Origin of the sequence: Aeromonas sp. s3 (assembly GCF_040907805.1) — a bacterium.
In the GTDB taxonomy this organism is placed as follows: domain Bacteria; phylum Pseudomonadota; class Gammaproteobacteria; order Enterobacterales; family Aeromonadaceae; genus Aeromonas; species Aeromonas dhakensis.
The window spans coordinates 359,919-371,549 of the sequence record NZ_JBFOCQ010000006.1 but is presented as its reverse complement, the minus strand read 5'-3'; the positions used below and the strand labels follow the sequence as shown (position 1 = coordinate 371,549).

Below are 11,631 nucleotides of genomic sequence, written 5' to 3'. Positions count from 1 at the left end.
GCATCCCCTGAATACCCTTCATAGAATCCTCTCGTCTGAGATAACCAACCCAATCCATACCTCTGTTATCCGATCGCCTGCACAGGCGACCTTGACTCAATATGCGAGGCGATGTTTGCCACCCGTCATAATTGGCGGGAATGGCCGGCTATTGCCGAAATAAAGAGGAGAGCCCGCTCGTTGGCGAGCCGGGCGGCCATCAGAAGATAAGGGAGGGTGACCCGTACCTACACCAATAATGATTGAAAAAGGAGTATCGCCATGAGTGGTACCATCATCAAGTCAGCCAGAAATACCGCCAATGCACCGCAGGATCTGAGCCCCAGCACCCAGAGCGTGGCCTTCTCCCACTACAACAATATCTCCGCCCAGCTGCCGGTCGACCCGAAAACGGGCGCGCTGGTCGCAGGGGATATCAAGGCGCAGGCCAGACAGTGCCTCACCAATATCAAGGCCATCGTCGAGAGCATCGATCATGTGATGGATGACGTAGTCAAGATCACGGTATTTCTCAAAGAGATTGCCGATCTCGACGCGGTCAACGCCGTCTATGGCGAATTCTTCCCGCGTCTGCTGCCGACCCGCACAGTGCTGGCGGTGGCCGGTCTACCGCTCGGCGCCGCCGTGCAGATGGACGCGCTCATCTCCAACGGCGAAGGCACCTTCCCGCAGGCCCCCTGCCCGCTGCTGAAGCTCTCCCGCAACAGCGACAAGGCACCGCAGGATCCGCTCTCGACCCATACCGTCGCCTTCTCCCACTACAACAATATCGGTGCCCAGCTGCCGGTCGATGCCGCGTCGGGCCAGCTGGTCGCCGGCGGTATCCAGCAGCAGGCGGAGCAGTGCCTGCGTAACATCAAGCACGTGCTGGAGAGCATCGATGTGCCGTTTGACGATATCGTCAAGGTCACCGTCTATCTGACCAGCCTGGCCGATCTGGACGCCGTCAACGAGGTTTACACCACCTTCTTCCCGGACTCCGCCATTGCCCGTGCCGTCGCCTACCTGCCGGCTCGCAGCGTGATCGTGGCCGCCGCCCTGCCGCTGGGCGTCCGGGTGCAGATGGATGCGGTCATCTCCCACGGTGACGGCACCCCGCCACAGCTGGTGGAAGACAGACACAATCTGGTGATCCGCGCCCGCAACACCGACAAGGCACCGCGCAGCCCCCTGCACACCCAGACTGTCGCCTTCTCTCACTACAACCATATCGCCGGCCAGTTGCCGCTCGATCTGGCCACCGGCAAGATCCTGACCGGTTGCATCAAAGAGCAGACCGCCCAGTGCCTCGGCCATATCAAGACCATCGTCGAGAGCATCGGCCACGTGATGGACGATATCGTCAAGGTCAATATCCAGCTGAAGAACATCGCGGATCTGGCGGACGTGGATGCCATCTACACCAAATACTTCCCGGCCTACCTGCCGGCCCGCACCGTGATTGGCGTGAGCGAGCTGCCCGCCGGCGCCCTGGTGCAGATTGATGCGGTGATGTCCAACGCGGAAAGCACCCCGCCGCAGGCGTAAGGTTTGTTGAAATAAAAAGAGACCGGCTATATGCCGGTCTCTTTTTTGGTAACACGAGGGAATATTCTTCTTATGGCATCGACACAGATGCGCGAACGTCCAATTATGCGTCGCTAATCGAACCTATAGGCTAATAATGCGCTATCAAATATGGCGCTTCAGTTCAGCTTCCCACTGCTTGAACAATTTAAAATCGCTCTCTGCCCTGCTCTTGGCCGCTGTGAACCACTGCACTCCGACCTCATCAGAATGTCTGAATTCCAACCTGAACTCATACTTGGTGCTAATCACCAGCGCCAGACATGCTCCAATCAAAAATGCAATGGCAGGAAGAATCCATGTAATAACCTGACCTTGTGCATCCGTTGGCACAAATATGAACAGTAGACTGGAAGCGATGGCCCCCAACATAATCATATTGAGTATTTTGTCTTTCCAGGAAAGGACCCGAACCTGTACGTTCGATATTTTACCGAGATCATAACTATCTTTATTGACTTGCAGCTTTTTTGCTGACTGATTGATGACAATGGAACAAGACATGGGAAAACTCCATTTCAGATATAGGTCACATGACATTTTTATAATTAACAACGGCACATACAGAATTGACCAGGCCCCGGAAAGCTTGCCGCTTGATGCCATCACCAGGCAGCGACACATAGCTTACGTCACGTTGGCTGAATGAAAACGGCCGAATATCCATGGAGAGCTGATGATGACGGGGATGGTCGGCAGGAATGGTATCGTATGGCGCTATTTTTGGAAGTAACTTGCAAAGAAAAAGCGAGATGGATCAAGTAATCGATCCGGCCAATCTTCACATCGACAGACTCACGCTCGCCATGCCAAATTCGCCAATAAAAAACGCCCCCCATCTTGCGACGGAGGGCGTTTGATTTTCCAGCTATTGGGCCTGCGCGGCCCAACGTTCAGGAATTACAGGGGCGATTACAGGGACTCTGCGGTCGCAACCACGTTTTCCACGGTAAAGCCGAATTCCTTGAACAGCAGCTCGGCCGGCGCAGACTCACCGAAGGAGCGCATGCCGATGATCTTGCCGCCAAAGCCCACGTACTTGTACCAGTAGTCGGCGATGCCGGCTTCGATGGCCACACGCTTGGTGACGGAGGACGGCAGCACGGACTCCTTGTACTCGGCGGATTGAGCGTCGAATACGTCGGTAGACGGCAGAGAGACCACGCGCACGGCACGGCCCTTGGCAGTCAGCTGCTCATAGGCGGCCACGGCCAGTTCCACTTCAGAACCGGTAGCGATCAGGATCAGCTCCGGCGTACCGGCGCAATCCTTCAGCACGTAGCCACCCTTGGCGGTGTCGGCCAGCTGCTGGGCGGTGCGGTCCATCTGGGCCAGGTTCTGACGAGAGAAGATCAGAGAGGTCGGGCCGTCGGTTCGCTCGATGGCGTGTTTCCAGGCGATGGCGGATTCAACCTGGTCACACGGGCGCCAGGTGCTCATGTTCGGGGTCAGACGCAGGGAGGCGATCTGCTCGACCGGCTGGTGAGTCGGGCCATCTTCACCCAGACCGATGGAGTCGTGGGTGTAAACGAAGATGGAACGCTGCTTCATCAGGGCAGCCATGCGCAGGGCGTTGCGGGCGTACTCCATGAACATCAGGAAGGTGGCGCCGTAGGGGATGAAACCACCGTGCAGGGCGATACCGTTCATGATGGCGGACATGCCGAACTCGCGTACACCGTAGTGGATGTAGTTGCCGGAGGCATCGTCGTTGGTCAGGGACTTGGAACCGGACCACATGGTCAGGTTGGACGGAGCCAGGTCAGCGGAACCACCCATGAATTCCGGCAGCAGCTTGCCGAAGGCTTCCAGAGCGTTCTGGGAGGCCTTGCGGGTAGCGATCTTGGCCGGATTGGCCTGCAGGTTTTCGATGATCTTGGCAGATTCGCTTGCCCAGTTGGCCGGCAGTTCGCCAGCGCTGCGGCGCTTGAACTCGGCAGCCAGCGCCGGGTGAGCGGCTTCATAGGCGGCAAACTTGGCAGCCCAGTCGGCTTCCAGGGCAGCGCCCTTCTCCTGACCGTTCCACTCGGCGGCGATGTCGGCCGGGATCTCGAACGGTGCGTGGTCCCACTTCAGGAAGGCGCGGGCAGCGGCGATCTCGTCGTTGCCCAGCGGAGCACCGTGGCAGTCATGAGAGCCGGACTTGTTCGGGGAACCGTAACCGATGATGGTGCGGCAGCAGATCAGAGTCGGCTTGCCGGTCTCGGCCTTGGCGGCTTCGATGGCGGCGTTGATCGCTTCCGGGTTGTGACCGTCAACGGCCGGGATGACGTGCCAGCCGTAGGCTTCGAAGCGCTTGACGGTGTCGTCGGTGAACCAGCCTTCCACGTGACCGTCGATGGAGATGCCGTTGTCATCCCAGAACGCGATCAGCTTGCCCAGTTGCAGGGTGCCGGCCAGGGAGCAAGCCTCGTGGGAGATACCTTCCATCAGGCAGCCGTCGCCCATGAAGGCGTAGGTGTAGTGGTCAACGATGTCGTGACCCGGCTGGTTGAACTGCTCGGCCATGGCTTTCTCGGCGATCGCCATGCCCACGGCGTTGGTGATGCCCTGACCCAGCGGACCAGTAGTGGTCTCGACGCCCGGCGCGTAGCCGTACTCCGGGTGACCCGGGGTGCGAGAGTGCAGCTGGCGGAAGTTTTTCAGATCATCGATGGAGAGGTCATAACCGGAGAGGTGCAGCAGGGAGTACAGCAGCATGGAGCCGTGGCCGTTGGAGAGGATGAAACGGTCGCGGTCGGCCCACTTGGGGTTGTTCGGGTTATGTTTCAGGTGGCTGCGCCACAATACTTCGGCGATATCCGCCATTCCCATGGGGGCGCCCGGGTGACCGGAGTTGGCTTTTTGAACGGCATCCATACTCAATGCACGAATGGCATTGGCAAGCTCTTTACGAGAAGGCATCTGTATCTCCTGCGATTGCTTCATTTGATGGCCAAGATTAAGGCGCGTCATTGTCCCAGCAGGGGGCGCGGCGTGCAAATATTATCTGGGCGAATAAAGCCGCTTTGGGAGCTCAATCGCTTTTCTTGACGGGGCAAACGATTGAGTCATGACCACTATCTACCCCAAATGGGGTGAAGAACGGATCTTGTTCGGCCAGGGGGCGGCAAAACCAAAATAGTGCTGGCAATCGAGGGGGTCGCTAACTAAAATGGACGTCCAGATGTAGATACCTCTACAATCATCCTATCATCACCCGGTTATTGCTGCGGCGATAACCCCAGACAAGCTGAGAATCCCATCATGGCAAAGCTGTTTACTTCCGAGTCGGTCTCCGAAGGCCATCCCGACAAGATTGCGGATCAGATCTCCGATGCGGTCCTGGACGCCATCCTCAAGCAAGACACCAAGGCACGCGTTGCCTGCGAGACCCTGGTCAAGACCGGCATGGTCATGGTGGCCGGTGAAGTAACCACCACCGCCTGGGTAGACATCGAGCAGATCGTGCGCGACACCGTGCGCGAGATCGGCTACACCCACTCCGACATGGGCTTCGATGCCGACTCCTGCGCCGTGCTGAACGCCATCGGCAAGCAGTCCCCGGACATCAACCAGGGCGTTGACCGCAGCGATCCGCTGGAACAGGGCGCGGGCGACCAGGGCCTGATGTTCGGCTACGCCACCAACGAAACCGACGTACTGATGCCGGCCCCCATCACCTACTCTCACCTGCTGGTGAAGCGTCAGGCCGAAGTGCGCAAGAATGGCACCCTGCCGTGGCTGCGTCCGGATGCCAAGAGCCAGCTGACCTTCGCCTACGACGACGCCGGCAAGATCATCGGTGTGGATGCCGTGGTGCTCTCTACCCAGCACGCCGAATCCATCAGCCACAAAGACCTGGTTGAAGCGGTGCGCGAAGAGATCATCAAGCCGGTGCTGCCGGCCGAGTGGATCAACAAGGACACCAAGTACTTCATCAACCCGACCGGCCGTTTCGTTATCGGCGGCCCCATGGGTGACTGCGGTCTGACCGGTCGCAAGATCATCGTCGACACCTACGGCGGCATGGCTCGTCACGGTGGTGGCGCCTTCTCCGGCAAGGATCCGTCCAAGGTTGACCGCTCCGCTGCCTACGCCGCCCGCTACGTGGCCAAGAACATCGTCGCCGCCGGTCTGGCCGATCGCTGTGAAGTGCAGGTCTCCTACGCCATCGGCGTGGCCGAGCCGACCTCCATCAGCGTCGAGACCTTCGGCACTGCCAAGGTGACCGAGGATCTGCTGGTCAAGCTGGTACGCGAGCACTTCGAACTGCGCCCGTACGGCCTGATCCAGATGCTGGATCTGAAGCGCCCGATCTACCAGGCTACCGCCGCCTACGGTCACTTCGGTCGCAACGAGTTCCCGTGGGAGCAGACCGACAAGGCCGAACTGCTGCGTTCCGCCGCCGGCCTGTAAGCGTCGCGCTTGTGGTATAAAGGGGAGCCTGGCTCCCCTTTTGCTTGTCCGCCATTTGCCGAGAACCCGATGTCCGCCACCGCTACCCGCCTCGACCCCGCCCTGCACGAGCAGCTGCTCACCCGCATCGACGCCTGCTTTGTGCAGGCCGAAGCACGCCTTGGCCGCTCCTTTCCCCGCCCGCAGGTGCACTGCAACATGCGCGGTCGGGCGGCGGGGTCGGCGCGGCTGCAGACCTGGGAGCTGCGCTTCAACCCGGCCCTCTATCAGGCCAACCAGCAGGCGTTTCTGGCCGAGGTGGTGCCCCACGAGGTGGCCCATCTGCTGGTCTATGCCCTGTGGGGAGAAGGGCGCGGCAAATCGCGGGTGCTGCCTCACGGCCGCCAGTGGCAATCTGTGATGCGGGAGCTGTTCGGCCTCGAGCCCAGAACCACCCACAGCTTCGATCTGGCGGTACTGGCGCAGCCGACCATCCCCTATCGCTGCCTCTGCCAGCAGCATCAGCTGTCGGTGCGCCGCCACAACAAGGTGGTGCGCGGCGAGGCCCGCTACCACTGCCGTCGCTGCCGGCAGCCACTGGAACAGCTCGTCACCTCGCAGTAAGCCAGCCGGTGTCGCGCCCTTGTGGTAGGGTGCCCGCCATCGTTCGTCAATCATCCCGTTTGCAAGGAATCCCATGCGTTTCATCTCTTCCCTCGCCCTGACCCTGCTGGCCGGTTTGCCGCTGCTCAGCGCGCCCCTGCATGCCCAGACCTTTCGCGAAGCCAAGCAGGATCTGGTCAAGCTCTACCGGAGCCAGCCCGCTGTCACCACCATCTACTGCGGCTGCAACATCGACTATCAGGGCAAGAAAATGAGCCCGGATCTGGCCAGCTGCGGCTATGAGCCGCGCAAGCAGCCCAAGCGTGCCGCCCGCATCGAGTGGGAACACGTGGTGCCGGCCTGGGAGTTCGGCCACCAGCTCAAGTGTTGGCAGCAGGGGGGCCGCAAGAACTGCGGCAAAAGCAACGAGTTCAACCAGATGGAGGGGGACATGCACAACCTCTTCCCCGCCGTTGGCGAAGTGAACGGCGATCGGGCCAACTTCCGCTTCTCCGACTGGAACGGCACCCCGGATCAGTACGGCCAGTGCCGGATGCTGGTGGATTTCAAGGAGCGCCGGGTGCAGCCACCCAAGGGGCCGGTACGGGGCCAGATTGCCCGCGCCTACCTCTACATGAGCCAGCAGTATGGGCTGCGTCTGGCGGCGCAACAGCGTAAACTGTTCGAAGCCTGGGACAGGCAGTACCCGGCCGACGGCTGGGAGTGCGAGCGCAACCGCCGCATCGGCAAGCTGCAGGGCAATACCAACCCCTTTATTGAAAAGCAGTGCCAGTAACCCCATTTGACCTGGGAGGGGGATCGCCCCCTCTTATCATGAAACCCTTCACCCTCGGTCTCGTGAGCCTTGCTCACCGCCGTGCAGTAGGATATTGAAGGGTTTCCAAGCAAGAGACTGACTATCAGCCATGCGCATTCCACGTATCTATGAACCGGCCGCCCTGCAGGTGGGCCAGACCCTCGCCCTGTCGGAAGACGGCGCCAACCACATCGGCCGGGTACTGCGCATGCAGCCGGGTCAGCAGCTCGAGCTGTTCAACGGCGACGGCAACCAGTACCCCGCCACCATCGCCAATGTGGGCAAGAAGTCGGTGGAGGTGACCATCGACAGCTGCGAGCAACGCTCGGTGGAGTCACCGCTGGCCATCCACCTGGGTCAGGTGATCAGCCGCGGCGACAAGATGGACTTCACCATCCAGAAATCGGTGGAGCTGGGCGTCACCTGCATCACCCCGCTCTTCTCCGAGCGCTGCGGCGTCAAGCTGCCGGCCGATCGGCTGGAGAAAAAACGCGAACAGTGGCAGAAGGTGGTGATCAGCGCCTGCGAGCAGTGTGGCCGCAATACCGTGCCCGAGGTGCGCATGCCGATGGAGCTGGACGCCTGGCTGGCGGAAGAGACCAAGGAGCTCAAGCTCAACCTGCACCCGCGCGCCCCTTACAACATCAACACCTTGCCGGTTCCCGAGCATGGCGTGCGGCTGCTGATCGGCCCGGAAGGGGGCTTGTCCAGCGACGAGATCGCCCGTACCGTGCAGGAAGATTTCAAGGAGATGCTGCTGGGGCCGCGGGTGCTGCGCACCGAAACCGCCGCCCTGACCGCGATTACTGCGCTGCAGTGCCGCTTTGGCGATCTGGCCTAACTCCCGGAGCCTGCCAAGGCGGGCTCCTCTACAGAAGGAACAGCGGATGACCATTAAACTCGGCATCGTGATGGACCCCATCTCGGCCATCAACATCAAGAAGGACTCCAGTTTCGCCATGCTCGAAGAGGCGCAAAAGCGCGGCTACGAGCTGTTCTATCTGGAGATGAAGGATCTCTACATGGAGGCCGGTCGCGCCTTCGGCACCATGCGTCCGCTCACCGTCAAATATGACTATGCCGACTGGTACAGCCTCGGCGAGGTGGTGGATCAGCCGCTCTCCAGCCTGGACGTGATCCTGATGCGCAAGGATCCCCCCTTCGACACCGAGTTCATCTACGCCACCTACATGCTGGAGCGCGCCGAGGACGAGGGCTGCCTCATCGTCAACAAGCCCCAGAGCCTGCGCGACGCCAACGAGAAGCTCTACACCGCCTGGTTTGCCGAACACACCCCGACCACGCTGGTGACCCGCCGCGCCGACAAGCTGCGCGCCTTCCACGCCCAGCACAAGGACGTGATCCTCAAGCCGCTGGACGGCATGGGCGGCGCCTCCATCTTCCGCATGAAGGAGGATGACGCCAACGTCGGCGTCATCATCGAGACCCTCACCGCTCACGGCAGCCAATACTGCATGGCGCAGACCTATCTGCCCGCCATCAAGGATGGCGACAAGCGGGTGCTGGTGGTGGACGGTGAGCCGGTACCTTACTGCCTGGCCCGCATCCCGGCCCAAGGGGAAACCCGTGGCAACCTGGCGGCCGGCGGCCGTGGCGAGGCGCGCCCCCTGAGCGAGGCGGACTGGGCCATCGCCCGCGCGGTGGGCCCGACGTTGAAAGAGAAGGGGCTCATCTTCGTCGGCCTCGACATCATCGGCGATCGGCTGACCGAGATTAACGTCACCAGCCCGACCTGCATCCGCGAGATTGAAGCGGCCTTCGACGTGCACATCACCGGCATGCTGATGGATGCCATCGAGCGCCGGCTGGCCAAGGCTTAAGCCGTCCCAGCCCAGCAGTGACGACAGACTATAAACAACAGAGGCGACCCAGGGGCCGCCTCTTTTCTATCCATCCATCTATCCAGCGTCAGTCCCCTCAGCAGCGGAACTGCCCCACCTTCTCCTTGAGATCCCCCGACAGCTGCTCCAGCTCGTGACAGTTCTGGTTGAGCTGGGTGGCCGCCCCGGTAGACTCGGTCGCGATATGGGCGATGTTGACCACGTTGCGGGTGATCTCCTCGGCCACCTTGCTCTGCTCCTCCGCCGCCGTGGCAATCTGGGTATTCATCTCGTTGATCACGTTGACCGAGCTGACGATCTCGCCGAGCGCCTGACCACAGGCCAGCACGGTTCGGTTGGACTCCTCCACCTGTTCCAGCCCCTGCTCCATGCTGCTGGCCGCCTGATTGGCCCCCTGCTGCAACTTGACGATGGTCTTGCCGATCTCTTCGGTGGAGCGCTGGGTACGCTGGGCCAGGGTGCGCACCTCGTCGGCCACCACCGCAAAGCCACGCCCCTGATCCCCTGCCCGCGCCGCCTCGATGGCGGCGTTGAGTGCCAGCAGGTTGGTCTGCTCGGCGATGCCGCGAATGGCGTCCATCACGCTGCCGATGTCCCGGCTGTCATCCGCCAGCTGGGTGATCATGGCCGCCGTGTTCTGGATCTGGGAGGAGAGGTGTGACATGCGCGCAATGGCATCCTCCACTATCTCGTGGCCGTGCCGTGCGCTGTCGTCGGCATGACGGGCCGCATCGGCCGCCTGGTTGGAGCTGTTGGCCACCTCGGCTACCGTGCTGCTCATCTGGTTCATGGCGGTCGCGGTCTGATCCGTCTCCGCCTGCTGCTGGGCAAACCGCTGGCGGCTCTCGACCCCGATATGGGCCAGCTGGGCCGAGGCCCTGGCAAGCTGCTCGGCAGTCTCGTTGATTTGGGCGATGAGGCCGCGAAAATGGCGGATCACCTCGTTGAGGGAGTGCGCCAGGCTGCCCATCTCATCCTTGCGCAGCACGGGGGCCAGCCGGCTCAAGTCGAGATCCGTCTGCATGCCGCGCAGGATCTGCCCCATGGCCGCCAGCGGCTGGCTGACGCTGCGCCCGGCCCAAACCCCGATAAACAGCACACAGCCCCCCACCACCACAAACAGCGCGACAAACAGCTGGGTCAGCTGCTGCCTGAGCTGGTTGAGCTCGGCCACGTTCTCTTCCGCCTCTTTTAGCTGGAACGCCACCTGATCGCTCACCGCATCGCTGACCGGGTCGATCACCTGATAGAGCGGCATGATGGCGGCGGCAAGCGCCGCGTTGTGTTCGCCCGGCGAGCCCTCCAGCAGCCCCATCACCTTTTCTATCTCCCGGTTGGCAGCGGCAAACAGCGCCTCCACCTTGTCCGCCCGCCTGCGCTCCTCGTCACTCATGTCGTGGCTGCGATACTGGCGCCAGATGGTGGCGATCTCCTGCTGGGCGGCGCTCATATCGGCCTTGGAGCGGGCCGGTTCGAAGCCCCCGACGTTGGCCTTGTTGGCGGCATCGATCACCTTGACCGCATAGAGATCGGCGATCTGCTTGAGCTCCTTGAGCTGGACCACCTCCCCCTGATACATGGCGTTGATGCCGGTCATCAGCCGGGACATCGCCTGGGTTGCTCCTATGACCAGCAACAACAGCGCCAGCAGGGGAACCACACAGCCCAGGATCAACTTCTGCCTGATTGAAATACCTTCCATGGCTTTCTCTCCACTGAAACAGATTGACTGGTCTGAACCGGCCGCCAAAAAGCGGTTTTGCCAGACGAAGCGAGCTGCCATAATTGACTGCAAATACCTTTGCAATATTTGGCCCATATGCAAACACTGCAAAATCACTTCCTGCTCGCCATGCCGAGCCTCACCGACCCCTATTTCGAGCGCTCGCTGGTCTATCTGTGCGAGCACAACGAAGAGGGCGCCATGGGGCTGGTGGTCAATATTCCGGTGGACATGTCGCTGGAGACCATGCTGGATCAGCTCAAGCTGGCACCGCCCGCCAACCCGGAACTCAAGCAGCCGGTGCTGCAGGGGGGGCCGGTTCACGCCGATCGCGGCTTCGTGCTGCACAGCTTCCGCCCCGGTTTCAACTCCACCCTGCAGGTGGGGGATGAGCTGATGGTCACCACCTCCAAGGACATACTGGAGACCCTGGGTACCGAGGAGGCACCGGCACACTGGCTGGTGGCGCTCGGTTACGCCGGCTGGAGCGCGGGGCAACTGGAACAGGAGCTGGTGGACGGCGCCTGGCTGGTGATCCCCCCCAATCCGGATCTGGTGTTCAAGACCCCCATCCACCAGCGTTGGCAACGCGCCGCCGCCAGCATCGGGGTCAATCCCGTTCACCTGTCCAGCGACATCGGCCACGGCTGATGCAATCTGCTGTGCAATTTGCGACGCATTCT

Annotated in this window: 10 protein-coding genes; 7 read left to right on the top strand and 3 right to left on the bottom strand. The window is 61.3% G+C overall.

Annotated elements, in window-relative coordinates; all coding sequences use genetic code 11:
• Positions 1-261 precede the first annotated feature (261 nt).
• Complete coding sequence (locus AB5Y98_RS02415; protein WP_024941866.1) at positions 262-1,527, top strand: RidA family protein; 1,266 nt, start codon at positions 262-264, stop codon at positions 1,525-1,527.
• Positions 1,528-1,671: 144 nt separating this feature from the next.
• On the opposite strand, the gene AB5Y98_RS02410 is transcribed toward AB5Y98_RS02415, so the two are convergent.
• The gene (locus tag AB5Y98_RS02410) at positions 1,672-2,070 is read right to left on the bottom strand and encodes a hypothetical protein (protein WP_017781926.1); all 399 of its coding nucleotides are present in this window, start codon (positions 2,068-2,070) and stop codon (positions 1,672-1,674) included.
• Positions 2,071-2,478: 408 nt separating this feature from the next.
• Positions 2,479-4,470 (bottom strand): transketolase, encoded by a 1,992-nt coding sequence (gene tkt, locus AB5Y98_RS02405; protein WP_368231249.1) that lies wholly within the window; start codon positions 4,468-4,470, stop codon positions 2,479-2,481.
• Positions 4,471-4,812: 342 nt separating this feature from the next.
• Between tkt and metK the strand changes: the two genes are divergently transcribed.
• From metK to gshB, 5 genes are all read left to right on the top strand, one after another.
• Entirely contained in the window at positions 4,813-5,964 is a 1,152-nt protein-coding gene (metK, locus tag AB5Y98_RS02400; RefSeq protein WP_368231248.1) for a methionine adenosyltransferase, read from the top strand.
• Between the two features lie 69 nt (positions 5,965-6,033).
• On the top strand, positions 6,034-6,567 hold the full coding sequence (locus AB5Y98_RS02395) for a SprT family zinc-dependent metalloprotease (protein ID WP_010633241.1): 534 nt from the start codon (positions 6,034-6,036) through the stop codon (positions 6,565-6,567).
• A 73-nt stretch (positions 6,568-6,640) separates the two neighbouring features.
• Positions 6,641-7,342 (top strand): endonuclease, encoded by a 702-nt coding sequence (locus AB5Y98_RS02390; protein WP_368231247.1) that lies wholly within the window; start codon positions 6,641-6,643, stop codon positions 7,340-7,342.
• Positions 7,343-7,472: 130 nt separating this feature from the next.
• A complete protein-coding gene (rsmE, locus tag AB5Y98_RS02385) occupies positions 7,473-8,204 on the top strand; it encodes a 16S rRNA (uracil(1498)-N(3))-methyltransferase (RefSeq protein WP_216973229.1) in 732 nt (243 codons plus the stop codon).
• Between the two features lie 46 nt (positions 8,205-8,250).
• Complete coding sequence (gshB, locus tag AB5Y98_RS02380) at positions 8,251-9,204, top strand: glutathione synthase (protein WP_005303321.1); 954 nt, start codon at positions 8,251-8,253, stop codon at positions 9,202-9,204.
• Between the two features lie 97 nt (positions 9,205-9,301).
• Here the strand turns inward: gshB and AB5Y98_RS02375 are convergent, their stop codons facing one another.
• The gene (locus tag AB5Y98_RS02375) at positions 9,302-10,927 is read right to left on the bottom strand and encodes a methyl-accepting chemotaxis protein (RefSeq protein ID WP_368231246.1); all 1,626 of its coding nucleotides are present in this window, start codon (positions 10,925-10,927) and stop codon (positions 9,302-9,304) included.
• A 117-nt stretch (positions 10,928-11,044) separates the two neighbouring features.
• Here AB5Y98_RS02375 and AB5Y98_RS02370 point away from each other — a divergent pair, with 117 nt between their 5' ends.
• On the top strand, positions 11,045-11,599 hold the full coding sequence (locus AB5Y98_RS02370; RefSeq protein WP_005303325.1) for a YqgE/AlgH family protein: 555 nt from the start codon (positions 11,045-11,047) through the stop codon (positions 11,597-11,599).
• Positions 11,600-11,631 lie beyond the last annotated feature (32 nt).

Excerpts from the sequence above, each read along its gene's own strand:
- AB5Y98_RS02415 (WP_024941866.1), top strand. The coding sequence starts at position 262 with ATGAGTGGTACCATCATCAAGTCAGCCAGAAATACCGCCAATGCACCG.
- AB5Y98_RS02410 (WP_017781926.1), bottom strand. The coding sequence starts at position 2,070 with ATGTCTTGTTCCATTGTCATCAATCAGTCAGCAAAAAAGCTGCAAGTC.
- tkt (WP_368231249.1), bottom strand. The coding sequence starts at position 4,470 with ATGCCTTCTCGTAAAGAGCTTGCCAATGCCATTCGTGCATTGAGTATG.
- metK (WP_368231248.1), top strand. The coding sequence starts at position 4,813 with ATGGCAAAGCTGTTTACTTCCGAGTCGGTCTCCGAAGGCCATCCCGAC.
- AB5Y98_RS02395 (WP_010633241.1), top strand. The coding sequence starts at position 6,034 with ATGTCCGCCACCGCTACCCGCCTCGACCCCGCCCTGCACGAGCAGCTG.
- AB5Y98_RS02390 (WP_368231247.1), top strand. The coding sequence starts at position 6,641 with ATGCGTTTCATCTCTTCCCTCGCCCTGACCCTGCTGGCCGGTTTGCCG.
- rsmE (WP_216973229.1), top strand. The coding sequence starts at position 7,473 with ATGCGCATTCCACGTATCTATGAACCGGCCGCCCTGCAGGTGGGCCAG.
- gshB (WP_005303321.1), top strand. The coding sequence starts at position 8,251 with ATGACCATTAAACTCGGCATCGTGATGGACCCCATCTCGGCCATCAAC.
- AB5Y98_RS02375 (WP_368231246.1), bottom strand. The coding sequence starts at position 10,927 with ATGGAAGGTATTTCAATCAGGCAGAAGTTGATCCTGGGCTGTGTGGTT.
- AB5Y98_RS02370 (WP_005303325.1), top strand. The coding sequence starts at position 11,045 with ATGCAAACACTGCAAAATCACTTCCTGCTCGCCATGCCGAGCCTCACC.